The organism is Duffyella sp. Ts4, assembly GCF_051851875.1.
GTDB classification, from domain to species: domain Bacteria; phylum Pseudomonadota; class Gammaproteobacteria; order Enterobacterales; family Enterobacteriaceae; genus Duffyella; species Duffyella gerundensis.
In genome coordinates this window covers 70,723-97,043 of sequence record NZ_JBLYPN010000008.1, presented here as the reverse complement: position 1 = coordinate 97,043, position 26,321 = coordinate 70,723, and the positions used below count along the sequence as shown (strand labels likewise).

General features: G+C 54.5%; 26 protein-coding genes and 1 pseudogene. 20 read left to right on the top strand and 7 right to left on the bottom strand.

Annotation, left to right across the window (positions count from 1 at the left end; all coding sequences use genetic code 11):
* Positions 1-2: 2 nt before the first annotated feature.
* Genes ACJY2L_RS13575 through ACJY2L_RS13565 form a run of 3 tightly spaced genes read left to right on the top strand, consistent with a single transcriptional unit; the run spans position 3 to position 3,660 of the window.
* Positions 3-419 (top strand): TIGR03751 family conjugal transfer lipoprotein, encoded by a 417-nt coding sequence (locus ACJY2L_RS13575; protein ID WP_067437293.1) that lies wholly within the window; start codon positions 3-5, stop codon positions 417-419.
* Complete coding sequence (locus ACJY2L_RS13570; RefSeq protein ID WP_439214292.1) at positions 419-3,268, top strand: conjugative transfer ATPase; 2,850 nt, start codon at positions 419-421, stop codon at positions 3,266-3,268. Before ACJY2L_RS13575 ends, ACJY2L_RS13570 begins: the two co-directional genes overlap by 1 nt.
* Positions 3,265-3,660 carry a hypothetical protein gene (locus ACJY2L_RS13565; RefSeq protein ID WP_439214192.1) on the top strand — a complete coding sequence of 132 codons (396 nt, stop codon included), beginning with the start codon at positions 3,265-3,267 and terminating at the stop codon, positions 3,658-3,660. Before ACJY2L_RS13570 ends, ACJY2L_RS13565 begins: the two co-directional genes overlap by 4 nt.
* A 240-nt stretch (positions 3,661-3,900) precedes the next feature.
* Here the strand turns inward: ACJY2L_RS13565 and ACJY2L_RS13560 are convergent, their stop codons facing one another.
* Positions 3,901-5,286, bottom strand: coding sequence for a hypothetical protein (locus tag ACJY2L_RS13560; RefSeq protein WP_439214191.1), 1,386 nt, complete (start codon positions 5,284-5,286; stop codon positions 3,901-3,903).
* Between ACJY2L_RS13560 and ACJY2L_RS13555 the strand changes: the two genes are divergently transcribed.
* From ACJY2L_RS13555 to ACJY2L_RS13530, 6 genes are all read left to right on the top strand, one after another.
* The gene (locus ACJY2L_RS13555) at positions 5,273-5,488 is read left to right on the top strand and encodes a DUF2180 family protein (protein WP_439214291.1); all 216 of its coding nucleotides are present in this window, start codon (positions 5,273-5,275) and stop codon (positions 5,486-5,488) included. The genes ACJY2L_RS13560 and ACJY2L_RS13555 overlap by 14 nt on opposite strands.
* 145 nt (positions 5,489-5,633) lie before the next feature.
* Positions 5,634-6,029, top strand: coding sequence for a TIGR03757 family integrating conjugative element protein (locus ACJY2L_RS13550; protein WP_439214190.1), 396 nt, complete (start codon positions 5,634-5,636; stop codon positions 6,027-6,029).
* Positions 6,029-7,003, top strand: a complete 975-nt coding sequence (locus tag ACJY2L_RS13545; RefSeq protein WP_439214189.1) for a TIGR03756 family integrating conjugative element protein — start codon at positions 6,029-6,031, stop codon at positions 7,001-7,003. The genes ACJY2L_RS13550 and ACJY2L_RS13545 overlap by 1 nt, the downstream gene beginning before the upstream one ends.
* Before the next feature lie 9 nt (positions 7,004-7,012).
* A complete protein-coding gene (locus ACJY2L_RS13540; RefSeq protein WP_439214188.1) occupies positions 7,013-8,467 on the top strand; it encodes an integrating conjugative element protein in 1,455 nt (484 codons plus the stop codon).
* A gap of 14 nt (positions 8,468-8,481) precedes the next feature.
* A complete protein-coding gene (locus ACJY2L_RS13535; RefSeq protein ID WP_187493926.1) occupies positions 8,482-8,847 on the top strand; it encodes a hypothetical protein in 366 nt (121 codons plus the stop codon).
* Positions 8,847-10,355: a conjugal transfer protein TraG N-terminal domain-containing protein gene (locus tag ACJY2L_RS13530; protein ID WP_187493925.1), complete on the top strand. Its 1,509-nt coding sequence runs from the start codon at positions 8,847-8,849 to the stop codon at positions 10,353-10,355. Before ACJY2L_RS13535 ends, ACJY2L_RS13530 begins: the two co-directional genes overlap by 1 nt.
* Before the next feature lie 27 nt (positions 10,356-10,382).
* On the opposite strand, the gene ACJY2L_RS13525 is transcribed toward ACJY2L_RS13530, so the two are convergent.
* Positions 10,383-10,796: a hypothetical protein gene (locus tag ACJY2L_RS13525; protein WP_187493924.1), complete on the bottom strand. Its 414-nt coding sequence runs from the start codon at positions 10,794-10,796 to the stop codon at positions 10,383-10,385.
* The gene (locus ACJY2L_RS13520; RefSeq protein ID WP_187493923.1) at positions 10,774-11,442 is read right to left on the bottom strand and encodes a recombinase family protein; all 669 of its coding nucleotides are present in this window, start codon (positions 11,440-11,442) and stop codon (positions 10,774-10,776) included. Before ACJY2L_RS13520 ends, ACJY2L_RS13525 begins: the two co-directional genes overlap by 23 nt.
* 335 nt (positions 11,443-11,777) lie before the next feature.
* Between ACJY2L_RS13520 and ACJY2L_RS13515 the strand changes: the two are divergent.
* Positions 11,778-12,088, top strand: a pseudogene (locus ACJY2L_RS13515) (hypothetical protein).
* A 118-nt stretch (positions 12,089-12,206) separates the two neighbouring features.
* Here ACJY2L_RS13515 and ACJY2L_RS13510 read toward each other — a convergent pair.
* Positions 12,207-12,611 (bottom strand): DUF2251 domain-containing protein, encoded by a 405-nt coding sequence (locus ACJY2L_RS13510; RefSeq protein ID WP_439214187.1) that lies wholly within the window; start codon positions 12,609-12,611, stop codon positions 12,207-12,209.
* Positions 12,612-12,794: 183 nt separating this feature from the next.
* Between ACJY2L_RS13510 and ACJY2L_RS13505 the strand changes: the two genes are divergently transcribed.
* From ACJY2L_RS13505 to ACJY2L_RS13490, 4 genes are all read left to right on the top strand, one after another.
* Complete coding sequence (locus ACJY2L_RS13505) at positions 12,795-12,956, top strand: hypothetical protein (RefSeq protein ID WP_439214186.1); 162 nt, start codon at positions 12,795-12,797, stop codon at positions 12,954-12,956.
* 1,097 nt (positions 12,957-14,053) lie between these two features.
* A complete protein-coding gene (locus ACJY2L_RS13500; RefSeq protein ID WP_439214290.1) occupies positions 14,054-15,055 on the top strand; it encodes an ABC transporter substrate-binding protein in 1,002 nt (333 codons plus the stop codon).
* Positions 15,055-16,092 (top strand): FecCD family ABC transporter permease, encoded by a 1,038-nt coding sequence (locus tag ACJY2L_RS13495; RefSeq protein ID WP_439214185.1) that lies wholly within the window; start codon positions 15,055-15,057, stop codon positions 16,090-16,092. The genes ACJY2L_RS13500 and ACJY2L_RS13495 overlap by 1 nt, the downstream gene beginning before the upstream one ends.
* Entirely contained in the window at positions 16,089-16,847 is a 759-nt protein-coding gene (locus ACJY2L_RS13490) for an ABC transporter ATP-binding protein (RefSeq protein ID WP_439214184.1), read from the top strand. The genes ACJY2L_RS13495 and ACJY2L_RS13490 overlap by 4 nt, the downstream gene beginning before the upstream one ends.
* An 84-nt stretch (positions 16,848-16,931) precedes the next feature.
* On the opposite strand, the gene ACJY2L_RS13485 is transcribed toward ACJY2L_RS13490, so the two are convergent.
* Positions 16,932-18,461 (bottom strand): recombinase family protein, encoded by a 1,530-nt coding sequence (locus ACJY2L_RS13485; protein WP_439351298.1) that lies wholly within the window; start codon positions 18,459-18,461, stop codon positions 16,932-16,934.
* 343 nt (positions 18,462-18,804) lie between these two features.
* Between ACJY2L_RS13485 and ACJY2L_RS13480 the strand changes: the two genes are divergently transcribed.
* Entirely contained in the window at positions 18,805-19,362 is a 558-nt protein-coding gene (locus ACJY2L_RS13480) for a histidine phosphatase family protein (RefSeq protein ID WP_439214611.1), read from the top strand.
* Between the two features lie 240 nt (positions 19,363-19,602).
* Positions 19,603-20,838 (top strand): sugar efflux transporter, encoded by a 1,236-nt coding sequence (locus ACJY2L_RS13475; RefSeq protein WP_439214613.1) that lies wholly within the window; start codon positions 19,603-19,605, stop codon positions 20,836-20,838.
* 359 nt (positions 20,839-21,197) lie between these two features.
* Here ACJY2L_RS13475 and ACJY2L_RS13470 read toward each other — a convergent pair whose 3' ends face one another.
* Complete coding sequence (locus ACJY2L_RS13470) at positions 21,198-21,977, bottom strand: helix-turn-helix transcriptional regulator (RefSeq protein ID WP_439214615.1); 780 nt, start codon at positions 21,975-21,977, stop codon at positions 21,198-21,200.
* Between the two features lie 119 nt (positions 21,978-22,096).
* Here ACJY2L_RS13470 and ACJY2L_RS13465 point away from each other — a divergent pair, with 119 nt between their 5' ends.
* The 4 genes from ACJY2L_RS13465 to ACJY2L_RS13450 all read left to right on the top strand — a co-directional run bounded on the left by ACJY2L_RS13465 (position 22,097) and on the right by ACJY2L_RS13450 (position 25,524).
* Positions 22,097-23,287 carry a YbfB/YjiJ family MFS transporter gene (locus ACJY2L_RS13465; RefSeq protein ID WP_439214617.1) on the top strand — a complete coding sequence of 397 codons (1,191 nt, stop codon included), beginning with the start codon at positions 22,097-22,099 and terminating at the stop codon, positions 23,285-23,287.
* Between the two features lie 291 nt (positions 23,288-23,578).
* On the top strand, positions 23,579-23,821 hold the full coding sequence (locus ACJY2L_RS13460; RefSeq protein ID WP_439214619.1) for a hypothetical protein: 243 nt from the start codon (positions 23,579-23,581) through the stop codon (positions 23,819-23,821).
* A gap of 292 nt (positions 23,822-24,113) precedes the next feature.
* Positions 24,114-24,410, top strand: coding sequence for a chorismate mutase (locus ACJY2L_RS13455; RefSeq protein WP_439214620.1), 297 nt, complete (start codon positions 24,114-24,116; stop codon positions 24,408-24,410).
* A gap of 202 nt (positions 24,411-24,612) precedes the next feature.
* Positions 24,613-25,524 (top strand): alpha/beta fold hydrolase, encoded by a 912-nt coding sequence (locus tag ACJY2L_RS13450; RefSeq protein WP_439214622.1) that lies wholly within the window; start codon positions 24,613-24,615, stop codon positions 25,522-25,524.
* 111 nt (positions 25,525-25,635) lie between these two features.
* On the opposite strand, the gene ACJY2L_RS13445 is transcribed toward ACJY2L_RS13450, so the two are convergent.
* Positions 25,636-26,253 carry a LysE family translocator gene (locus ACJY2L_RS13445; protein WP_439214624.1) on the bottom strand — a complete coding sequence of 206 codons (618 nt, stop codon included), beginning with the start codon at positions 26,251-26,253 and terminating at the stop codon, positions 25,636-25,638.
* Positions 26,254-26,321 lie beyond the last annotated feature (68 nt).

The following is a 26,321-nucleotide window of genomic DNA, read 5'->3' as shown; positions in this document are numbered from 1 at the left end:
ACATGCAGATTTCAGTAACACTCGGCGTTTTTGTCCTGGTCGCGGCCGCCACCCTGACGGGCTGCTCCACGTCAAAGGATGAGATGCTGCCGGCGGGCGACAGCAACATGCTGGAGCTCTGGAAGGGCACGGACGGCGAAAGCGGCCCGTCGCGCGGCGTGGAGGGGCGCGCCGCCCTGCGCCGCGCCCTGACCGATAACGAACAACAGGCGACGGCCGGCGACGATCGCAGCTACAGCCGCACCCAGGAGTCGGAGATCAGCCAGCAGTTTCCGCGCCTGCCGAATCCCGACATGGTGATGTACGTTTTCCCGCACCTGGCGCAGGGCAACACGCCCGTGCCGGGCTACAGCACCGTTTTCCCCTTCTATGACCAGACGCAGTACGCGATGCCTGGCGAACGCACGGAGGCGCTGTGATGTTCGGACTCTTTAAGAAAAACCGGCCGGCCGGACAGGCCGCGCCGGAGCAGGACGGCCCGGAGCCGCTGGCGCGCCCGGGAAAAATGACGCGGGGCGACGAAAGGCAGGTGTACTCGCACAATCCGTCGATCGTGGACTACCTGCCGTGGGCGGAGTTTCTGGACGAGGATCAGTGCCTGCTGCTGGACGACGGCGTCTCGGTCGGAGCCGTGTACGACATCACCCCGGTTGCCACCGAGGGGCGTCCCGACGCGCGCCTGGAGCAGATCCGGGACGTGGTTGAGGACGCGCTGCAGGACAGCTTTGACGACATCGAGGCCAACCCCTGGATCGTGCAGTTTTTCTGCCAGGATGAAAACGACGTGGACGCCTACCTGGACAGGCTGCGCGGGTACGTTAAGCCGCACGCGCAGCACACGGATTTTACCGGGGCGTGGCTGAAGGAAACCGAAAGCCACCTGCGCGGCATCTCCCGCCCGCAGGGGCTGTTCGTGGACAAGCTTATCACCGGCCAGCCGTGGCGCGGCCAGCAGCGGCGTACCCGCATGGTGGTGTACCGCTGGGTGGAGAAAAACAGCCGCGACGTGATGCCGCCGGTCGGCATGCTGAACCAGGCGTGCGAAAGGCTGTGCGGCGCGCTCTCCAGCGTCAACATCGGCTGCACGCGGCAGAACGGCCTGCAGGTGCACGCCTGGCTCCTGCGCCTGTTTAACCCGGCGCCGGAGGGCATGGACCGGGAGCAATTTTACCGCGCGGCGGCCTACGAGGACACCCGCAACACGCCCGACGGCATGATCCCCGTGGAAAACGACTTCTCCGAGACGCTGCTGTTCACGCCGCCGCGTTCGGACGTGGAAAACGGCGTGTGGTGGCTCGATAACCTAGCCCACTCGGCCCTGACGGTTGAGCGGCTGCGCAAGCCGCCCGAGCCCGGCACGCTGACCGGGGAGAAAAGCCGGGGCGAGAAAAAGGTCAACGCCCTGATGGACATGTTTCCCGAGGGCACCATGCTGTGCATGACCATCATCGCGGAGCCGCAGGACACGCTGGAGGAGAAGTTTAACCGGCTGGCAAAGAACGCCATCGGGGAAAACACCGAGTCGGGGCGCGTGCGCCAGGACGTGGCCGCAGTGAAGGAGCTGCTGGGCAACCGGCACAAGCTGTACCGCGCGGGCATCACGTTTTTCCTGCAGGCCAGGGACATGAAGGAGATGAACCGCAAGCGCATCGAGCTTTCCACGGTGCTGCTCAACGAGGGGCTGCAGCCCGTTCGCGCCGAGCACGAGGTCGGCCCGCTGAACGCCTGGCTGCGCGCGCTGCCGATGTGCTTTAACCCGCAGCACGACAAAAAGAACTGGTACACCCGCCTGACGTGGGTCCAGCACCTGGCCGGCCTGCTGCCCGTCAGCGGGCGGGAAACCGGCACCGGCAACCCGGGCTTCAGCTTTTTTAACCGGGGCGGCGACGTGCTGAACTTCGATCCCCTGAACAAACACGACCGCTCGCAAAACGCGCACATGCTGCTGTTCGGGCCAACCGGGGCGGGCAAGTCGGCCACCCTGTGCTCGATGCTCTGCCAGCTGATGGCCGTCCAGCGCCCGCGCCTGTTCATCGCCGAGGCCGGCAACAGCTTCGGCCTGACGGCGGACTACTTTGAAAGCCTCGGCCTCACGGTGAACAAGGTCAGCGTCAAGCCGGGCAGCGGCGTGACCCTGCCGCCGTTCGCCGACGCGCACAAGCTGTTTGAAAGCGACGCCCCGCCGCTGGCGGTGGATGAAAGCGACCTGCCGGAGATCGATGAGGACGACGAGGGGGAGGATAATGAAAAGCGCGACATCCTGGGCGAAATGGAAATCTCCGCCCGCATGATGATCACCGGCGGCGACCCGAAGGAAGACGCCGCGCTCAGGCGCGCCGACCGGGCCATGATCCGCGAAGCCCTGCTGATGGCCGCCCGTCAGACCCTGGATGAAAACCGCCAGATGCTGCCCAGCGACCTGCAGAACGCCCTGAACCGCATATCCACGGACGAGGCCGTCGACGGCGGCCAGGTGCGTAACGAGTCGCGCCGGGCCAAAGCGGCGGAGATGGCGGAGTCGCTGGGCATGTTCACCCAGCCCGGCAGCTTTGAGGCCGAGCTGTTTAACAGGGAGGGTTCGCTGTGGCCGGAGGCGGACGTCACGCTCATCGACCTCGGCCACCTGGCCCGCGAGGGGTATGAGGCCCAGATGGCGCTGACCATGGTGTCCCTGACCAACACCGTCAACAACATCGCGGAACGCGACCAGTACCTTGAGCGCGACATCGTGTTTACGGTGGATGAGGCGCACATCGTGACCGTTAACGCCCTTCTGGCGCCCTACATGACCAAGGTGGTCAAGATGTGGCGTAAGCTCGGCGCCTGGCTCTGGCTTGCCACCCAGAACCTTGAGGATTACCCGGCGGCGGCAGGCAAAATGCTGAACATGGCCGAGTGGTGGATCTGCCTGACCATGCCGAAGAAAGAGGTGGAGGACATCGCCCGCTTCCGCACGCTTTCCGAGGAGGAAAAGGCCGTGTTGCTGTCCGCCAGCAAGCTTTCCGGGTGCTACACCGAGGGCGTGGTGCTGTCGAAAAAAATGCAGGCGCTGTTCCGGGCCGTGCCGCCCAGCCTGTTTCTGGCGCTGGGCATGACGGAGAAGGAGGAGAAGGCCGAGCGCAAGGCGTTGATGCGTAAACATAACTGTTCGGAGCTGGATGCTGCTATTCTCGTAGCAAGAAAACTGGATCGTCTGCGTGGACTGATGACGGCTGAGTCGGCAGGGATGCCGGAATACAACGATAAAAGAGAGAAGCTGACCGCATGATTAAGCTTAAATACGCGCGCCCCGTAACGCAAAACCCGGCGGCCAACGAGACGCCAACGCCAACGCTTTTCGGCCTGTATCCGCAGGGCGAACCTGTCGCCACGCAGAGCACGCAGGAGCGGCTTGAGGCGATGAAAGGCGCGCTGAAGGATCGTCTGCAGCCTCCGGTCGCCATTACCTGCAATCCGCACCGGATCGGGAAAAACAGCTGCGTCGCCATCCATCTGGAGGATGGCCGGGGAAAGCGGGCGGATATTCTTGTGACTCAGGAGGGCCGCTCCAGCCTGCCGCTGGACGACGAATTTGACTCGCCCCGCTGGTACGTCAACGTGCCCGATGCGGCGGATATGGTGTATATGACGCTCTGGGTTAACAGCGTGTTCGAGGATTAATGTCTGTTGTCATCTCTGATAAAATTACCGGCCTGTAAGGCCGGTTTTTTTTCAAATTTTGCCAGATATAACCTCCCTGTCTTACAGTAGAGTTTACAGGAGAACAGTCCGCTATGAGCGAGGAGCGGACGTAGGAAATTGTTTTTTCCACCCAACGATAACGTATTTTAATCAGCGGGGAGCAGGTCATGAAACGCGGTGAAGCGTTATGTTTCCAGTATTGCCCTACTCCAGCCACGTTCAACGCGTGATTTTTGCAACCTTATCTTGCTCCCAATGTGTTACACCTTCGACCGCACGCGTCGAGTCAGATGTAAGCATCAGTGACTGTCTAGGGAAGAGCCCCATCAAATGCGGCATGCGGCCAAAGTTTTGCACGGTCTCAGCCCAATCATAGTTTTCCTCTAACGGGTAATAATTCACGGCATGCAGGAAAGCACCCAACACGGTTGTTTTAGAGGCATCGTAGGCTAAGATATTCTCCATGTTTTTATCCCTACGTAGTTCTTCGATCTCTATGCCTTCGCAAGTCTCATACCAAATGTGCACCACGCCAGTACGATCAGGGGGAATCTGCATGACTCCATCATTGAGCAAGCTCTTGAAATGTTTGGATCTGCGGCCAAGAGAAATCTCATGATCGCAGCGCCACTGAGCTCCAACGCACTTTGCAACATCCTCTACAAAAATATTGAGAATGTCGTTATTGGTGCCAGGACGAATAACTCGCTGAGCGATAGTCGAAATACTTCGTTTCTCATTGCTATCTAGGTCCCCAAATACCAGCAATTCATGCTGTGGGCTATTGGCTCTGACTGAAAATTTTCGGTAGTGACGTTTGAGCCTTAATTTGTCGATGGCTCGTATTCCCACACTGAATGAACCCTCATTAGCTTTTCCCGTCCCCCCTTCAATGGCTAGATTCACCGCTTTAATAATGTCCGCCGGAGTCACACTGCCGACCTGCTCATGGAAAATTATATCCACAATGTTCCACGGTGCGACTTTGAGCATATGTTGGCTCAATTCATGCCATATGTTGGCCCAAGCTTGCTCTTCGGTCTTTGAGTACTTGGTTTGCTTATCCGACCTTTTGCACTCAACGTAGAACTCCAGATCACCTAACTTGACGAGCATATCCGGTGATTTTTTGGTCTTTCCATCGGCCCAGACAAGGCTGTTTTCCGGGATGAAGGCAACCTCATAGCCGTTCTTTAGGTAGAACGATGCCGTCAGCAGCTCAAAAATTTGAGTTTCTGGTTTGTTGTTATTTGCTAGCATTTTGTCCAGAACATCATCGACGTATGGGACTTTGCGAAGCTGGTCTGCAACAGCACCTATGGCCATAGCATAGGGGTAGATCCGCGTGCTGCTGTAAGTAGCATCACTATATGGAAAATCATGAGACAGATACGAAACCAGAATGTACCAGTCGATGTCATCTTCTGCTGGTAAGAAGAGCTGGGGCTCTATCGGCAGATTGATGTTGAATTTAGACTCCTTCTCTCGTATGCGCTTCAAATATGCAGCTTTGCGAGTAGCCCAGGCCTCAGTTCCAAGCCTGTCCACAAGCAACTGATAAAAAGCTTTTGTTCTTAAAAGCTCAACCCGACTGACAATATCCATTGCGGTCTCTCCTGGTACTGGTAGTTGTATAGAGTCATTATCGAGATATGTCATTTCAACTTATTGGGGGGATTATCCCTCAGAAATCTCAGTTTGCTACCACAAAGAGATAGAAACTCTGTATCGCATCCTGTGTAAGTATCCTATCCAAGCGGACCATACTTTTTTTAGATATCTGACGCCCCGTAACGTCCGCTCTTAGCACAAAGCAGACATTCGCTGTTCCATTTTTCAAAATGCTTCCGCCAATGCCGACAAATTTTCAAAATCCGAAATAGAGTTTACTGCTGAATCCCCGAGCACGGGCTGTCACGCTGGCACCCTGATACCCGTGACGGAGATTTGCAATGCGCATCAGGCCACTCCTGTTTTTTTCTCTGCTGATACCCATCCAGGTAATGGCAGGCACCGTCGTTTTCACCGACGCTCAGCACCCTCCCCTGAACCTTACCGCCGATACTGAAGTTGTCTGGCTGGACGGGCCCGATCGTCTGCAGCAGGCCATATTCGGCGATCTGTCGTCAGACCCTGAGCAGGCCGCCCTGCAGGCTCAGCAGGTCATTCAGTCACCCGACTGGCCTAGGAAACAGGCGCAGATTGCGGGCGCCTATCGTCAGGTGGTCCATGCCTGGGAAATCGGCCTGCACAAGTACCCCGCCGTCGTATTTGATGATCGGGATGTGGTATACGGCACGGCTGACGTGGCACAGGCAAACCTGCACCGCATGCAGGGGGCAGACTGATGCCCGGATCAGTCAGAAAACACCTCTGCGCCGCCGGCACGGCCTCGGTTCTTGCCGTGGCCGCAGCGCCCGCCACGCTCGCAGCCATCAATACCGCCGGGATTATCGCCAGTGCGGTGACGCAGGACTGCATCAGCTGGCGCGTGAGCGGCGTCTGCTACTGGCTGATGTGTACGCCCTTTGGTTGCTCGGTCAAAACCTCGGTTAAGGTGACGCACTACATCCCTGAAGTGGTGGTATCGACCTACACAGGCCCGGGCGGCAATCCCTGGCATGAAATGGCTTTTATGAGCGGAGCTGCCGGAGTCGTTGACGGCGGGCTGACCAGCGGCGCCGCCGCCGGAGGAGGGAATGCCGCCGACATCAAGGACGCGGGACGTCGTCAGTCAAACATCAAGTTCAAATACGCGGACGCCATCGGGCATCCGGCAACCTCCCTGATTGGCGGCAGCATTGCCGGCTACTCCTGCGACACGGCGGCCCGCGCGCTCAATCCTTACTTCCTCAGTACGCTGGACTCCCTTATGTGGCGTTCGGGCCTGCCGGAATCGCTTTATCCGGAGGCGCTTATTCCCGGACAGCGCGAGCTGGGCAGCCAGGCCAGCGCCAACATGTGGGGCAACCTCTATCCCCGCTCGGGCTTCGTCAGCCAGACGGACGATGACAAGGCTTCCGCCGTCGTCGCCCAGCGCGTGGCCGACATCATCACCCGATCCGGGCAGATCCACGTTTATCAGCAGCTGAAGGGCACCCGCAAGCCGGGCTACTGGCCGCCGGGCGAGGTGAAGGAAAACACCGGCACGGCTAATCATAAATGGCAGCGACTGTCCCCCACGCTCTCGGCCACCTGCGCCGTATTCCCCGACGGCGCCTGGCCCACGGCGCAGGACGGCAACGAGGCGTACGCCCTGTGGCAGCCCTACAGCTGCTGCAAGCGCCGCGGCCAGACCTTTCTGTATTCAACCAATTTTTAAGAGGCAAGTATGTCATCACGCAAAATTAAAACAGCCGTGCTGGCCGTCGCGCTCGCCGGAACACTCGGCTCAGCTCAGGCTGACGATGATAACCGTTCGTCGGCGTTTGGCATTTCGCTCCCCTCGGTCAACAACAGCGCGATCGGCTATGGCAAAGACGTCAGCGGCGCGGTGTCCGACAAGCTGTATTACACCCTCGGCGGCGGCTCCGTTATTTCCCAGCCGGCCACGCGCAACAGCATGCGCAAGCTGGGGATGAATATCGGCTGGAGCAGCGATCTGATGTGCGGCAACTTCGATCTGAAAACCACCGTGGGCAACCAGCTGAACGGCGTAACCAGCGGCTACAAAAATCTCATGGGCGAAGTAATCCAGGGCGCCACCGGCGCGGTGGCGAGCCTGCCGGCCATGGTCATACAGCGCGCCAATCCGGGCCTGTACGACATGCTCACCAACGGCGTGCTGCAGGCAAATGTGGCGTTTGATAAGGCGCAGCTTAACTGCCGCAATATGTCGAAGCGGATGATGAACTTTTCCGACGGCAATAAGTGGACTCAGGGCGCCATGATGGAGGAATACAAATCGCTGGTTAACAGTGGAGATGCTGATGCGGTGCGCGTGGATAACGAATCGGAACAGCTGGGCGGCAAAGCGGGCAGAAGCTGGATAGGCGGAGAGATGAGTGGAGGCCAGGGCCAGAAGGCGATTCGCCCTACTCATGATCTTGCCGCCGCCGGTTATAACATGATGAACAGCCTGCCCGTTCTCAGCACGGACTCAGTACACAGCGACAGCTGTGAAGGCGGAGCCTGCAAAAAGTTTGAAAGTGCGGAAAAAGCCGCCGACGCAATCGTCCAGGTTCTTGGCGATCGCTCACTTCGTACCTGCTCCAATGCGTCTGAATGTACCAGCGGAGGTGAAGAGCAAAAGCCCAACACCACCATTGCCGGCACGGGATTTGCGCCCATTCTTGAAGAGACCACAAAGACCAATACTGAGCAGCTTGTGAAGCTCGTCAACGGCAGCGAGCCGCCAAACGCCGCCAACCTGGCGAAGCTGAAAACCGGCAGCCTGCCGATTACCGCCGGCGTCATCAGGGCGCTGCAGCGTGATCCGGACAATGCCGCCCTTACCGCGAGGCTAGCCGGCGAACTGGCGATGGCTGATACGGTTGAAACCGCCCTGCTCATGCGCCGCATGCTCGTCACCGGTATGTCAGAGCCGAACGCGGCATCTCAGCCACTGGCGATATCGGAAGGCGATCGCCGCGTCGAAGCGATCGATCGTGAAATCACCGCGCTGCGTAACGAAATGGAGCTCAAGCGCGAGCTGTCCCGCAACTCCGTGCTGACCATCATCGATCGCGAAAATGGCCGCGTAAACAGCAACCCGCAGACCCAGAGCGATGACAACACGGACAGCCGCATGAACCGCCTGGCGGTGCCCGAGACTGAAAGCAAATGAGAGAGGCCCGCACCATGAAACCTGTAAAGGAGGCGCGCCGCGCCTCATTTTTCCGTCGTCATCCCGTTCTGCAGCGCACGCTGATCATTACCGGCACGCTGCTGGCTCTGCTGCTGGCCGCGCTGGTTATTGCGGACAACGCGATCAAAAACCCTGACCAGGCGGCCGCCTTCAGCAAGTGGATGGAGCAGGCAAAATACGGCTGGCTGATGTGGCGGCTGGCGATATACGGCGGCCTGACGTGGGGATTTGTGAAAATCCTGCGCGCGCCGGGGTTCAGTTCGCAGTACCGGCAGCCGCTTATGCGGATCGCCGCGGTCAGCGTGATTTTCGCCGTGGTGTGTGAACTGGTGCTGCTCAGCGGCACGGGAGCGTCATAATGCTGACAAACAGTTACCTGGAGTATTTCCTGACCCTGCTCGGCTGGGTCGTCAATAACGGCCTGTGGAATATCCTGCTCAGTACCGGCCTTTTTGCCGCTCCGGTGGCCTTTCGCCTTATCGGCATCTGGCTGAAGGTCCGGGAGGAAGGTGAGGATGAGGGAAACAAGGGTGCGCTGTCCATTCCCCGGATGGAGCACGCCATTTACACCTCCTTTCTGGTCATGATTGCCTGCTGCATGCCGCTGATGAACGTGGACATGAGCACCATCAAATATGATGCCTCCCGCGCGCAGACGTGCGGCACCTGGACGCCAAAGGCGCCGGATGACACCGGCTATTCGCCCGTGATTTCCAGCCTTAACGACCAGACAGCCGCCGCACCGATATGGTGGTATCTGATGCACAAGCTGGCAAAAGGCATCACCCAGGCGTCCGTCGCCACCATCCCCTGCCGTCCTGACATGCGCCAGATCCGCTTTGAGGTGCAGCACACGCGCATCAATAACAAGGGGCTCGCCGAGGAGCTGCAGGACTTCACCAACGACTGCTATTCGCTGGCGCTGTACATGTGGAAGCGCGAGGATCAGGGCCAGACGAAGGATAAAGCTACCCTGCGCGACATTGAATGGATTGGCAGCAAGACGTTTCTGGGCAGCTATTACGGCAGCCTGCAGTCAAAAACGCCCCGCGCCGCGTTTCCGTGGAGCGAAAGCCGGGACAGCGGGCGCCCGGACACTGGCCGGGGCGGCTATCCGACCTGCAGCGAATGGTGGAGCAAGGCCGAAACCGGCCTGCAGGCCCGCGTCGTGGACCAGGCTGATCCGGGATTATGGACCCGTCTTTCCGCAGCCATGTCCATGATCGGCGGCAATGCGACCGACTACCGGGAGGCCGTAATACGTCGTTTGGTAAGCCCTGAAAGCCTGACGGTTTCACAGGGCGGCCACGTTTATGCCGGCTACGGCGGCAATGCGGATTTCACCCTTGATAACTCGGTGTCGCGCGTCGCGGCGATCGGCGGAACCGCGCTGGGAAGCGTTGCGGCGTTTCCGGCATTCGATGCCATGCGCCAGGCACTGCCCATGGTGCAGGCCGTACTGCTGATGGCCGTGGTAGTGGTCCTGCCGCTTATTCTGGCTTTTTCAGCGTATGAGATTAAGACGGTTATCACGCTGACGTTTGTGGTATTCGCCCTTAACTTCCTGACATTCTGGTGGGAACTGGCGCGCTGGCTGGACAGCTGGCTGCTGACGGCGCTCTACAGCTCGGACACGCACAGCAGTTTCAACATGGCCGGCTTTCAGAACAGCTCGGATGATCTGATCATGAACTTCGTTATGGCATCGATGTTTCTGGTACTGCCGGCGTTCTGGATGGGTGCGCTTTCTTGGGCTGGAGTTAGGATCGGTGGCAGTTTGGAAGCAGCATTCAAGACCGGAACCAACGATGTTCAAAAAGCCGGAGGAGAAGCAGTTAATACAGCTAAGAGTGCGGTGAAGCTTTAGCATCATATTAGAGGGAGGCAACTCCCTCTAATATTCATCATCTTCATCATCATAGTTGTCAACACGGCAGGACGTAGAGCCTGCTCTCGATGAGCCTGTGTATAATCCTGACCCCTCATAGCCATCACGCCATTCAGTTCCATAAGAGGAAGATGGATCACTTCTATCGTCGTTTTGACCACTGAAAGTTATGTTGCAAAGCATATAAATAAACATAGCTGCCACAACGATTATGCTACCTATTACTACCCCGCAAAGCAGAGCTGTAATCAGCAAACAGAAAATTGCTATTGGGACGGGTAATCGTCCCAAAATTTTTGGTAGCCCGTTTTTCTGGGTCCAGCTTATGCAGGCATCATTTGATAGCCTCATTGTTTTTGTTAATTTCTTATACAGACCCGCTGCCTGAGTTCCGCGCTCATATGCTGTGTGCTTCATCATCTACCCCTTGCCCTTCAGGATCACTGTCACTGAGATGGCGCTGCGTAATCCTAATCACCTGACGCTCTGAGATACCGCAAATTGAGGCTGTCTCCCTGATACTCATCCCGTTTTGCAAACGCAGCTTAATGACATTCTGATGCATCTGCAGATTCGGCTGACGACCTTTGAATTTTCCGCTCTCTACTGCCTTAACTATGCCTTCGCTCTGCCGGCGACGTCTGTCCTGATAGTCTTTACGTGCAATGGCTGCAAGCATATCCAGCATCATTGCATTTATAGCGCGTAGCATGGCGGCCGTGAATTCGTCTCCGCGATGGTTCTCGAGCGCGACATAACTTGTGGGCAGATCCAGGCTGATGATCGACAGGCTTTTACTGCTTATAAGCTCTTTAAGTGTTTTCCAGCCATCATCATCAAGACGGGATAAGCGATCAACCTGTTCAATCAGTATCGCATCACCCGGAGCTGCGTTCTCAAGCAGTCGCATCAGCTCAGGTCGCCTCAGTGACGCGCCAGATACATTCTCAACGTACCAGCTGGCAATCCGGTGTCCACGTTCGGCGACAAACTGCTGAAGACGATTTCTGGCGCGTTCAGCGTCCTGTTCTCGCGTGGAAGCACGTAGATAAGCAAAGATGTACATTTTTTACCCACAAATGACTTTTAGGTTATGACTAAGGATAGTATGACTTTTATATCATGACTTAAAGGTAAAAACGCATGATTTCAGGGGGTGACATTTGGGTATACCCAGCCAATTTTTTATGCTTTGTATTAACATGTCGGATTTTCTACAGAATTCACGTAGCGCGATCAATTATAAAGAATACTAAACGCCCACTTTGAACAAATAACAGACGTTTCGCGCATAATGATTGATTATTACCATCATATTCAACATAACAACGCGTTCAAGAATCACTCTTCCTTACATGCCATGTTATGGTTAAAACCCTTCCACAACATGCGGATAAATCCATGATTGTCAGAACATGGCATGGGTGTGTACCGTTCAGACATGTAGAGAGCTTTGCAAAACATCTGCAAAAGACTGGCGTAAACATTCAGAGGAGACACCAGGGAAACTGGGAGCATATATACGCCGGGAGACGCAGGGTGGATGGGAACATTTCTTCCTGGCAAATTACTGGAAAAATATCGAGGCAGTGAAAGCATTCGCAGGCGAAGAGTACCCGATTGCAGTTACCTATTTGGACGACGAGCAATTTGAGTTGCTATCCGATCCTTGTGCCTTCCAGCACAATATCCAGGCCGTGTTCCCTTTGTAGTAATGCGCTGGCCATAGCCATGAGGCGGCCACTTCCTCTTCTGTAAGTGCCAGTCACTCATATTTACCATGACATCCAATGTTCGAACCATGACGGCAGGCGCTAAGCTTGCCGGGCTTCAACGGAAAAATTCATCCACCGAATCGCTCCACTCATGGCCTGACTTTGACCACACCTCGTTTATTGGTGGAGGAAACCCACTCCTGCAGTACCCGTTCTTTCCCATGAAATCGAACGCTCCATGCGGGTATCCGTTAATCAGAAGTACACACTTCTGACTGTCTTCAGACCAGCCAATTTTAACGTCAGAAGGAATATGGCTGTCCGAAATATCTTCAGCGTCGTAGATATGCACCGCGTCCTGAATCGGATTGCCGTCGACGGACTCATCGAGAGCGTAGAAATATCCGGTCTCACCATCGTCCTCAAAAACGGCGGCCAGCATCCCCTTAGGAGCCAGGCTCTTTATCACCTGCGCTTCACCAACTACAAGCTCGGCCTGCATTGTCACTAAAACTGTCATCCGATTTACTCTCCTTTCCCTGGCATTACGTTAGATAGCTTTCAAATTTATAACGACTTTACCATAACATCTGAATCACGCACCACGCCCTGCAGCTGTGCATGTCAGAAGTTCAGCAAGGCTGTTGCTGACAGTTACTTTTTATTCTTCATCTGCCTGAGCGCCTTCAGCGTGAGGCTAAACATGAAAGCGATGGTTACGATGGCGCCTATGGCGGTTAAAATAACAACAACTGGTTTGTATTCAGGCGAAGTGAAAAATGTGGTCAACAAATCCGGCATATTCTTCCTCACAGCAGCAGCGGATAGGACTGGCATGGCTTTTAAAATTTCCCTAACAACATAATCTCTTAGCACAATGAGATGACGCCCGATACAAAAGCTGATCTTTAATGGGTGCTTAGTCCTGTTCTCGCTGTTGTTCAGCCGGTCAGGCGGGCTTGTGTTCGTAAAGTGTCACTTTCTGCTGTCTTTCACCCGGTGATATAATGAGCCTGCGAAAGACCCTGGTCGCGAATTTCACTGGCGCATATGCCTCCCGATACGCCCAGCGGGTGTCGGGTTTTTTTATCGGGCTGTTTTACGATAAAAAAAACCGCCGTGAGGCGGTTCAAGAGGAGTTCTTTACCTGTTCGTTGTTGTTATAAGGACTCGGCGGAGCCGCCACCGAGTCCTTATAATAAAAGCAATCCGCAGGACAACAAGCGCAGGCCGTAAAGAAACCGCCATATTTCCGCCTGAATCAGCCCCGGCTCCGAATTTAACATAACAGTGGTTCGCCGCACCGCGCAGGCGCCCTCAGCGCGTTTCTGCGCGTTTCACGCTAGAACCCGGTCCTTTCCCTGCCCGAAACAGCGAAATTCATCCTGATAATTTTTACGCATTTGCATAGACATGTACGGAAGTGAATGGCGAGTTGTTAGAGTGCATATCAGAGCCAGCCTGCTGTTTTAAGCATAGATTCACCAAGAATTGATTAACGGGACAATTGTCTCTCGGATTTTTTCATGTGCTTAAGACAGGCGCGTTCACGGTGAAAGACGGACAAGCGTCGCTCTACGGGCGATATGCCTGGTTTTCCGTACGCAACGTCTTATTGAGCAAAAAACCGGAATCAGGGCTGGAAAAAAGCGTTCAGGAGTGCAGGCTAAGTCATCCTGTCATTTGACAGAAATACTGCACTTACCTCAGCTCATATCCCCCTTCACTTATACAGTACCTGCCTGGCCATTACCGTCAGTGAACTATCACCCTGATTGACAAGCCTCCAGGGGGTACGTATAAAACTGACCGATAATAATGATTTTCATTTACACCGGGGTTCTTTTCCCGCCCTGCTGCTGTTATCCGGAGCGTTCCGGACAGGACCACACAGGCCGCCATCTGAAAATCTTCCACCGCCAGCCGGCTCATCCGGAGCTGAAAACAGGTCATATTATGAAAATGCTGAAAACCGCTGTAACCCTCTGTGCGCTTGCCCTGGGATGTGCCGCTTCCGCTTTTGCCAACACGTATCCACTGACGATAGAAAACTGCGCTCAGAAAATGACCTTCACGCATGCACCTGAGCGGGCGGTCGCGCTGGGACAGAATACCGCGGAAATCATGCTGCTTCTGGGGCTGGAGGATAAGCTCGCCGCCACCGCCTTCTGGCCCACAAAAGTGATGCCGGAGCTCGAAAAACAGAATGCGCAGGTAAAATTACTGACCGTTGAAATCCCCACGCTGGAATCCATTCTGGCCGTCAACCCGGATTTTATGGCGGCCCAGCTTCCCCTGCTGCTCGGCCCGGACAGCAAGGTGGCAAAACGTGAGGACTTTTCGTCGCTCCGAATAAACAGCTACCTGTCTCCGGGAGTGTGCGCCACCAGGAAAAACACCGGTGACATCTACGGCAGCCGCGACGCGCTCTGGAACATGGACCTGCTGTACAAGGAAATCGCCGATATGGCGGCCATCTTCAACGTTCAGGACCGCGGAGAAAAACTTATCGCCGACTATAAAAATCGGGAGGCGGCCCTGCGCAAAAAGTTTGCGGGCCGTGCCGGCAACCCCTCCTTCGTATTCTGGTTCTCCAGCGCGTCACCGTCTTCTGACGCCTACGTGGGGGGTAAAAACAGCGCCTCCGGTTTTATCGCCGGCGTACTCGGCGGCCATAACGCCATTACCTCCGCCACAGAATGGCCGACGGTAAGCTGGGAAAGCATCATTGCGGCCAATCCAGATGTCATCGTGGTGTCCAGCCTGGACCGCAACCGGTGGGCGCTGGATAAGGCCGAAGAGAAAATTAAATTTCTCAAAAGCGACCCCGCGGTAAGCCAGCTTGAAGCCGTCAGAAAAGGACACGTCTTTGTTATGGATGGTCAGGCGATGAATCCCACCGTCCGGACCCTTCCCGGCGCGGAGCAGGTGGCAGAACAGATGGAAAAATCAGGGATTAAGTGATGTTGGCAGGAAGATTAACGTCAAAACTCATCAGGCGTACCGTGCTGACGCTGGCTTCGCTGTTGTTGCTGTTACTGATGGCCGGCTTTGCGGTGGGCGTGGGCGAGCTTTCCATTCCGCTGCAGACCACGTTTTACGCCTTCGGTAACAAGCTGGGCCTGACGTCGGTTCCGCTGAACCGCATTCATGAAACGGTTATCTGGGATTTCCGGCTGAGCCGCGCGCTGGTTGCCGCGTGCAGCGGCGCTGGCCTGGCCGTCTGCGGCGTGGTGCTGCAGTGCCTGCTGAAGAACGCGCTTGCTGAGCCGTACGTGCTTGGCGTTTCCGCGGGCGCCTCGACCGGTGCGGTGTCCGTGGTTGTGCTTGGGCTGGGGACGGGCGCAGTCTCGCTGTCGGCCGGCGCTTTTACGGGCGCCTTCGCTGCGTTTGCCTTTGTCGCCCTCCTCACCAACGGCGCCAGGGGCGGCAGCGAGCGCACCATCCTGGCCGGCGTGGCCGCCTCGCAGCTGTTTAACGCCATTACCGCTTACATCATTAGCACCTCCGCCAATGCCCAGCAGGCCCGGGACGTCATGTTCTGGCTTCTGGGCAGCTTCAGCGGCGTGCGCTGGCCTGAGTTCACGCTGGTAATGACCGTGGTGATGCTGGGCCTTGCCGTCTGTCTCTGGTACGCCAAGGCGCTGGACGCCTTCACCTTTGGCGAGGACGCGGCGGCCTCGCTGGGTATTCCGGTGGGCTTTATCCGGCTTGTCCTGTTCTCCGTGACCGCCCTCATGGCGGCGACCATCGTCAGCATGGCCGGCTCAATCGGCTTTGTGGGGCTCGTGGTGCCGCACGTGGTGCGCTACTTTTCAGGGCCGCTGCATCGTCCGCTGCTGCTTGCCAGCGCAGTGGTGGGGGCGCTGTTTATGATGCTGGCCGACATCGTCTCACGGACGGCCATAGCACCTCAGACGCTGCCGGTTGGCGTGGTGACGTCGCTGGTCGGTGTGCCGTTTTTCGCCGCCATTCTTTACCGCGCCCGGAGGAAACTGTGAGCATCAGCGCCAGAAATATTTCCTGGCGAATCGGCAAAAAGCTCATTGTCGATGACGTCTCCCTGAGCGTATCGCAGGGCCAGACGCTTGGCCTGCTGGGTCCGAACGGCTCGGGTAAATCATCGCTTCTGCGCATTCTTGCCGGCCTGCGCCGGCCCGACAGCGGCAGCGTGCTGCTCGACGACGCGGACATTGCCCGCATGGGCAAAAAGCAGGTAGCCAGGCGCGTGGCCTTTGTGGAGCAGCACGGCGCCACCGATGCCAATATCCGGGTGGAGGACGTGGTAAAGCTTGGCCGCACGCCGCACCATTCCCCGTTTTCATCCTGGACCGTCGCAGACGACCGCATCGTTACCGAAGCCCTGGAGCGCGTGGAGATGGCTGACCGGCGTTCGCAGGGCTGGCAGAGTCTTTCCGGCGGTGAACGTCAGAGGGTACACATTGCCCGGGCGCTGGCCCAGTCGCCCGTGGAGATACTGCTCGACGAACCGACCAACCATCTGGACATTCATCATCAGATACAGCTGATGCGCCTTATCAGCACGCTGCCGGTAACCAGCATCGTGGCGCTGCACGACCTGAACCATGCGGCTATGTTCTGTGATTCACTGATTATCATGCAGCACGGGCGCATCGTGGCCAGCGGCACGCCGGAAGAGGTGCTGACCGAATCGCTGCTGATGGACGTATTTCAGGTGGAGGCGCGCGTGGGCGTTTCGCCCTTCCACGGTAAAAAGCATATTCACTTCCTCTGAAAAAGCGGGCGCATGTATAAGGTGCGCCCGCTCTTCAGAGCCGGCTTTTACGCCCTCTGATATGGCATGTCTTCGCCACCCGGCTTAAAGCACAAGCGTTTCATCATCCGTATAGGCCAGCGCGCTGACCAGCTGACCCGGGTCGGTACTTTTCAGCAGGGGGAAGTTCAGCAGCCGGAAGCCGTTGCTGAAAAGGATGTCGCAGGTTTTGCTGGCCGTATCCAGCCTGATGTCCCGAAAGTTACGCATGACAAAGCGACGGCATTTTTCGCGATCGGTTTTAAGAGCCAGGTTCAGCAGCGAAATATCATTAACGGTGGCCAGCCGTTCCCGGCTCTTCAGGGCGTGCATCGTAACCTCGTTACTTTTGAACTCCCTGTGCAGCGCCTTTATCCTTTCGGCCAGCGCGGTCACCTCCGGCGCCACCTGCAGGGCCTCCACGAGCTGGTCAATGCTTTTCAGAATCACGATGTTTCTGTCCTGCAGTACCCTGACGGGCACTTTCACGGTCTGCCCGGGCTGAAATTTATCCACAACGGCCAGCACCGTTCGTATCAGGTTGGCATCGGCAATATCCCGCCTCAGCGCGGGCGCGTCGCAGCGATGAAGGCGCCGCATGGGGCAGACGTAATATCCCATTCCCCGCGCGTCGATGGCGTTCAGCATAATGCTGTGGCCGCACGCCTTGCAGGTCATCACCGAGCGAAAAAGATTAATCAGCCAGGGATTATTTGTCTCTTTATCCTTTCCGTAAGGCCGGCTCCGAAACCCGCGCACGGCACTGAACGTTTTATCGGAAATAACGCGGGGAAAATAGTCCGGGATTTCCTGAATGCCGTTTGCGATTGTCCGGTACGACGGTACGAACACGCCGGTAAGCGCCTTATTTGAGAGAAGTTTCTCTACGGTGGAAGGATTCCAACGCCCTGCCTCGCCGGTCAGCGTAACCACGTTTCTGTCGTTGAGCATTTTGGTAATGCCGTTGATGGAGTTGCCCTCCAGGCGCAGGCGAAATATCTCCTGAAGGGTGGCGGCATGTTCCGCTATAAGCTCAAAGCTTTTTCCGTCATGGCTCACCCTCAGCCACCGCGGGCAGCTGCGGGTAATGATGCGGCCCGATGCCTCCGCGTCCTCCCGTTTTTTCTGCCAGGCGGACTTCATACGGCGCGACTTGATTTCGCTTTCCTCATTGGCCCGCTGGGCGATGAGAATAGCTTTTATCAGCGAGTAAGGGTCATCAAGAGAGTCTTTTGTGTAATGCGTGTGATCGGTCAGGGTAACCACATCTATGCCGGCGCTGAGAATACTGCGAAGCCGCTCCGTGGCCTCGCCAATCTTTTCGCGTGAAAGGCGGTCAAGACTTTCCACAAGCAGTACCGTCCCATACGGAATGTAACCGCCCTGTACGGCCTCCATAAACTCAGAAAAAGCACCGTGAACGGCATGGGAGCCGTTAAAGGCGCTGAGACCGAGGTCTTTGTAAGTAAGATTGTCCAGCAAATAATCCGGATGCGATTCCAGCCACTCTGCCACAAGTTTATTCTGCCGGCGAAGTGAGTCTCCGTACTGCTGCGAGGAAGTGGAAAAGCGAAGGTATGCGATGGCTTTTTTCATTGCTGATGCTCCGAAAGAACATGAGCGATGATGCTGGCATAAAACAGACGGTTATTAAGAGAAGCCACGCCAGCTTTACTGCAAGCTTTCAGCTATCAGAAGATGCATATGCCATGACTGCAAAGCGGGCAGACATCACACTCATGTCCGCTAAGAGCGAGAAACGGACATCATGACTGTGTGAAGTGTGAAGTGTGAATTGATGTATTTACTTTTCATACAGTGCTCCTCGCCTGACGCATCATATCAGCAATCAGTGCCAACCCTGGATATTGTAGTGGTACATCATGTCTTTATCGCGTTAGTCTGACCGCCTGGAAGGACCACAAACAAGAAGCGTTGTATGGAAATTATTTTAATGCGTCATGGAAAGCCCGCTTTTACAGGCTCTGCGAAAGTAACGAGCCGTGAAATGTCTAACTGGATTGTAGAATATGATAGTTCTGATACAGGAGAAGATATACCGCCTGAGTCCAGTAAATCATTAGCGTTCAGCGCATCGCGAATCCTGAGTAGCCCTCTTCCCAGAGCACTTTCTTCCCTAAAAGCATTAGACCTTGAACCGGATGTCATTGATGAGGTTTTCAGGGAAGCAGGTCTGCCGGTAATTCATATGCCCGGTTTCAGGTTATCCCCGACCATATGGGCTGCTTTTTTCCGCGTCATGTGGTTATGCGGCATATCCCGTAATATAGAGCGCGTGGGAATAGCAAAGAAACGTGCTATTCAGGCTGCGGGTATTCTTATAGCGTTTGCAAAAGAATCTGACGGCCCTGTACTTCTTATGGGACATGGGGTTATGAATCGGCTAATTGCAAGGGAACTGAGATCGTTGGATTTTAAAGAATATTGTTGTCAGGGCAATGGTTACTGGAATGCAAGTATCTACAGGCTCCAGTAAAAAATATGTTGAGCGCACGTCCGACGTATCCGGACGTTGAAAGTTAGTCGTGTCGCTTCCGTTACACAACGAACTGATACGATGGCTAATGTTCGCTATGAGCGAAAAGCGCACGTTCCGTGCCAGAATAACCGCGGCAATTTTAAGGAGCCGGGTGCCGCTTTGCAGACAGAATCCTTATAGCCAAATAACCAGTACAATTCATTCACGTGAAATATTGCACTGCCTTGAGATGTCTCCGTGTTAAAAAAGAGCATTAACTTACATGGAGATGTTGTTATTTATGGCTTTTTTTCCGGGATTACCGGGCGGCTGTTTCTGATAAACGTAATGACCGCCATTTCTTATGCCTTCATTTTGCCTGTAATGAGTTTGTTTTTAATAAACGGGTTACATGCGAGCCCAATTTTTATCACTTTTTACAGCCTGGGATTTGCCCTGTCGGGATTATTTTTCAGCCAGCTGATGGGTTCGCTTGCAGACAGGGGATATCCGGTCAGGCAACTTTTTATGATTTCTGTTACGGCGCTCTTTCTGGCGGGTTTAGCCTTCAGTTTCTGTCGTCAACCTATTGAGGCTCTGGCCATCGGCATTTTGCTGATGGAGCCAGGCAATGCGTCTATCCCGTTACTCCTGTCGATGATCCGAAAGCATTCACTGACGGCAGGGCTTAACGCTACGCGGTTGAATAGTCAAATGCGCTCGGGGGTGTCAATTGTATGGATTACCGGACCTGCCCTGGCATTTGTTTTTGCCGACAGATTTGGATTCAGCTTCAATTTTCTGGCTTCAGCCCTGCTTTCAGCCATGACGTTACTTGCCAGCCAGTTGCTGCTTCCGAAGAATAAAAAAACCGTTGATATAAGCACAACAAAAGCAACTCAATCCGGTAAAGCCTCTGTCTCAGGTAGGATTTGGATGCTGGGCGCAGTAATGATGCTGGCAAATTTATCCAATAATATGTACCTGACCGTTATGCCGCTGTATCTGGTACGCGAGCTTAACTTACCCGCCTCGTTTCCGGGCTTCCTGCTGGGGACAACCGCAATAATGGAAATTCCCGTCATGCTTGCCGCTGCGTATTTGGCAGAGAAAACAGGGAAAGAACCACTAATTATGGTCGGGTTTCTCTTTGCTGCGATCTATTACAGCCTGCTTCAGCTGGCCACTAACATGACTGAACTGATTGTGTTGCAACTTTTTAACGGATTATTCTTTGGTATTTTTGTCGGCCTGGGCATTTCTGTTATTCAGGACGCGTTGCCGGAACACAGCGGTTTCGCATCAGCATTTCACTCCAATGCCATGCGCACAGGCTTGATGGCGGGTAACGGGATTGCCGGTCTGATGGCGCAACTGGCCGGCTTTAAAATGACTTTGATTGTTCCATTGTTATCAGTTTGTTGTGCTGCTTTACTGATGCTTTGCGTAATCAGACGTCATTCAACAAAGAAGCGTTCAGTAACGGCTGACTAAGCACATATAAATGCGATCAGATCACGATGAGCCAGCGCTGTTGCGCCATTTTTGTTTACACACTTGCGACTGCATTTCTGCAATTTAATGCGACAGGGCCCGGTGAGGGCTGGCCGAACTGCGATGCCCTGAAAGCATTTTAGGTGCCTCGCACCTTTCTGTAAGGGTGATGAAGATTAATTGAATGTCCGCTTCTGGCACAAAGCGGACGCTGTGCAGGCCAATGTCCGCTATGAGCGATAAGCGGACATTCGCTGTTATTCTGCAACAGATAAACACCTTTTAACGTAGGTGCTTATTAATCAGGAGGCAGTAGGTCAATAGGGTGATCCAAATCTGTTTCAGTAAAGTCAGTCATTTTATTGTGATGGTATTGCGCATGCCCTGTAGAAAATCAGGTACATGCCGGGGGAGCTTTCTACCTCCAGTGAAGTATAAGTATACGTATCGCTCTGCCCGTTGATATTTATAATTGTCTTGTTTCCCGCTCCGACTTTACTGACGTCGTGACCATTCCACATACTACTGAAATCAGAACTTCGTGCTGACAGGTCATCAATGACTTCTTCAAACTCCCGCGCCCGGTTACTGACCGCGTAATAGGATCGGAATGCGGAAATGGTATGCCGGGCGGCCTTATCCCACTCCCCTATGCGTTTGCGGTAGTCCTCACACAGAAACATCAGTTTGAGAGAGTTTCGGTCTTTTTCAGGCATTGCCGCCCAGTCAAAAAAAAGCGTGCTGGCAGCCTCGTTCCAGTAAAGTATATCCATATTTGCCCTCCGGACGAACGCAGGGTGCGGGTTTAGCGCGTCGACCATCACCATTATTTCGGGTGGGAGCGCTTCATGCGCCTGGTAATTTTGATTTTTACCAAAAATCAGCGCTTCAAGGTACTCCTGCTCGGCCAGCGTGAGCAGGAGTACCTTTCCGATACGCTGTACGGCTGCCGGTGAGATGCTGATCTCTCGACCCTGCTCAAGCCAGGTGTACCAGCTGACGCTTACGGCGGCCAGCTGCGCCACTTCCTCACGTCGCAACCCCCGGACACGCCGGTTCTGCATGCTGAAGCCATAGCGCTGCGGGTCCAGTTGCGCCCTATGGCCGGTAAGAAAATTTTTAACGTCGTCTCTACGCAAACTGTCCGCTCCCGGATATGACACCCAGTCATAGGATAAATCGCCCCATTTTTTACAGACCGACCCTTGTTTATTATCGCCGGCCACATTACGACATCCAACCGGAGTAAAGCAAAAGTATGTCTGTGCAATCCTTTTCTGACGAGCCAGAAAACGCCCGTGGCATGAAAGAAACCATCACTACCATGCTCACGGGGATGGTCACCTTGATAGTTGTTATGGGCATGGGCCGCTTCTCACTGACGCCTCAGATACCGCTCATGATAGCTGGCGGTCACCTTACTCTTTCCAGTGCGGGTATTATGGCAGCGACGAACTATATCGGCTATCTGGGGGGGGCTATTCATATCAGCCGGTTGAAAGCGCATCACGCGGAATATTTGAAAGCAGGCCTGCTGGCAACGGCGCTTGTAACTCTGCTGTCTGGATTTACTGACAACTTCTTTCTGCAGTGCCTGTATCGCTTTATGGCTGGTATGGGCGGCGCGTGGGCACTGATTATCGTCACATCCTGGACCCAGATGAAGCTTGGTGCGCAGGGCGCGCCACGCATGTCGGCGGCCGTGTTTAGCGGACCGGGCATCGGGATTACGCTTACCGGTCTGATGGCATGGGCTATGGCAGGGCATAATATCGATGCAGAACAAGCCTGGCGGGTTTACGGAGGCGCAGCCATCGTCGGTGCGGTGCTGGTATGGAAAAAACTTCCGCAGGCGCTGCCGGCAAGGCAGGCATTAACCCAGCCTGTCGGCATCAATCGCGACCTTAAAGTTCTGCTGGTCGCTTACACACTGGCAGGCTTTGGCTACATTTTGCCCGCAACCTTTCTGTCGCAGATGGCGCGAGAAATTTTTACCGAAGGCGGGCTGGCAGCTTTTTTCTGGCCGCTATTTGGTCTTTCTGCTGTGGCAGGGGTATTGCTGGTTATTGCCTTCGCTTCACGTTTCAATACGCGCAACAGCCTTGCATTGGCGATGGCGCTTCAGGGTGCCGGAGTAGCAATGCCAGTCCTGATGCCAGGAGCAACAGGATTATGTATCGCCACGGTCATGACCGGGCTGGGTTTTCTTTCAATCATGCAACTGACAATGAAGCTCGCCCGACAGGTAGCAACCGGCCCGATAACTGCAACAGTAGCTCTGTTGACCTCAGGTTATGCCACCGGCCAGCTCACTGGTCCTCTGGTATCCTCAGCCAGTGTAAGCCTGACAGGTTCTCTCCATGCCGCCTTGATGATGGCGGCCACAGGGCTGATAGTCGGGGGCATTATGGTTGCTTACGGCAGAGTTACAAAAGACAAAGACAGCTGATTAGAAACAATAGCCCAATAATTCCGGTATAGGTCCCATGAAGAATTCTCCGGCCTTATATCGGAATTTATCGTGTAAGACGCTAATTTTTTGCAGTTAGCATGTCCGCTTTTGGCACAAAGCGGACTGCCATGCGAGCCAATGTCCGTTATGAGCGAGGAGCGGACATTTACTGACGACAAATAAACATAAATTCCCAGCACCGAGCCGTGTCAGAAAGGCTCCACTGTACAAAATTAGGCTGGTTCAGATATTTTACTCCCTAGTGCAACCCTATTCACGGAGTACACCATGCCGGAGTTCTATTTTTTTAAAAAGGGCAAGCATATCGCCGCCTTGGAAAGAACTGACGCGGAAAAATCCGCTCAACTGGCCAATGACGGCTGGGAAAAGCAGTTTGAAGAGGTTCGCGCTGCCGATGCTGAAAGTGCGCTCACCAGGCTAGCGGACATGCGGAAAGAGGAAGTCACGACGGAGCGAGCTTTCGTAACGGGTTCTGTATTCAGCAGTCTCCTAACGGCCATTCTCAAGTAACGACCAGCTGGCAGCGTTATATGGCTCTGCCAGTCCCTTGCTTTTAACATAAGAGTTATTATGCCTCTTCTGTTTCTGGTACAGAACGGACTGTCTACCTCGGCTAAAGGTCCGCTTTGAGCGAGAAGCGGACATTCGTCTTATCTCTTTTATCGCACTCTCAATAACCGCATATTCTTGATTGAATTCTTTGGTTTATCTTTCTTTCAGTCAGACTTTAAAAATTTAAAACTGTTTTAAATCGAAGATTTATGTAACCTATCACACTCATGTACTAGTCAGGTGGATTGTAATGAATTTTTCGTCAATTGAGGATGTTAGGAACCGTATCGATCAGATTGACAGTGAACTGGTTAAAATGATCGCGCAACGTAGCCAATGTGTTAAAGCTGCAGCAGCTTTCAAAAGTGACCAATCAGCCGTGCGTGCTCCAGACCGCGTCCAGCAGGTAATCGATAAGGTAAGTAAGCAGGCGACTGAAGCAGGACTTCCCACAGTGATTATCGAAAAGGTCTATCGGGCTATGATCGGTGCGTTTATCGATTATGAACTCGAGCAACACAATCAACTGAGACAAGAAAACCGCTGAAATCGTGCGTCAAGTTACTATATAAGAGCTGTTGAATGTGTGCTTCTGGCACACAACGGACGTGTCAGCATCACAAGGTCTGATTTGAGTGAAAAGTGGACCTTACTGTCGGTGACTGGCCGTTATGCCAATGCATTTGCAACTCGCAGCCGGGCGCGGTGCCTGATACTCTCATACCGCTTAGCGTAAACAGGGAGGTCTTATGCATACCAAAAATATCTGTGTCACGATCGCATCATCGCTTTTACAGGCGGCACTCTGCGTCCCAGCGTCCACAGCGCAGCCGCCATCTGTCGCTTCAGAACACCTAAACCCGCAGCGCATTTCGGTACAGACGCAAGGCTCAGGCTCGGATGTGATATTGATTCCAGGGCTGGCCTCGTCTCGCGACGTCTGGGCCGGTTTAGCAGCAGATTTACGTCAGCGACACCGAGTTCATCTGGTCGAACTGGCGGGCTTTGCCAGCACACCTGCCATTTCCAGCCCGAATGGAAAGGTTCTTGCTCCAGCAGTTGATGCCATTGCTGAATACATCCGCACTCAGCATATCAACGCACCGGCGATTATTGGCCACTCTCTCGGCGGGGAAATTGCCCTGATGCTGGCTGCCCGCCATCCCGACCAGGCTGGTCGCCTGATGATTGTTGATGCCTTGCCGTTTTATTCGTTGATGATTGACCCTGCGGTGACCAGCGAAACCGCTGTGATCCAAGCCACCGCTACGCGAGACTGGCTATTGGCGCAGTCGCCAGAGCAAAGGATAGCGTCTCAGGAGGTATCCGTAGCCCGCTTAGTCAAAACCGAAGCGGTGAGGCCTGCTCTGATCGCTGCCGGGAGCAATTCCGATCCCAAAACCGTTGCCGATGCGGTGTATGAATTGATGATTACCGACTTGCGTCCGGAGCTTTTGCGCATAAAAGCACCGATTGAGGTCGTCTACGCCTATGACGCCCTGTTCGGGGTGCCTGCCGCCGGTGTAGATGCGATGTACCGCCGGGCCTATGCCTCTGCACCAGATATTCACTTCACGCGTATTGATGACAGTTTTCACTTTATCATGCTTGATCAGCCAGAACGATTTTCCAGTGCGGTTGAGGCATTTCTCAATAAATGACACTCCGGGAGGATATTTTTCATTAAGCAGGGGATTTGCAGATTTGTCCCCTGTGAGCCAGAAGCGGACGGGCATACTTATCGGCAGTAGACTAAATCGTGCCCGACTGATTTACTTCAACAGCAGTCGTATGCCCAGAAGAGCCATGACGCCTCCGCTGAGTTTATCTATAAATCTGCGGTACTTGATGTAAGCCTGACGTGGTCCGTCAGTTGATAATAAGCATGCAACGACTGCATACCAGAGCACATCAATAACGAATGCCATTGTGGGCAGGATGACATACATAACAGGCTGAATATTTTTGCTAAGCGCTGCGGAAAAAATACTGGCAAAGACCAGTGCAGTATGGGGATTGCTGATTTGCGTAAATACGCCAGTCATAAAAGCTCGTGGGGCGCTTATTTCCTCGGTGCCGGAAGAATCATGAAAACGATTTGAAGGACGACGGAACATTTTCAACGCCAGCCATAAAAGATAGCATCCACCTGCAACCTTCAGTCCCGTGTAAAGTGACGGGACCAGAGTTAACAGAGTATGAAGGCCTGCTAACGCTATGGCAGCAAAAACAAACGCACCAAAACCCATTCCTGCAGCGACAGATAATGCCGCCCGTCTTGAACCGGACATGGCCGTTCGTGCAACGAGCAGAAAGCTCACACCCGGACTCATTGCGCCAAACAGAATAGCTACGCCAATAGCGGAAAGCGCGATTACATCACTTGTCATTCATCTTCTCCATCACTAATCAGTGTCAGACAGCCCCGCATTGGACGGAACCGCATATCCCATAAACT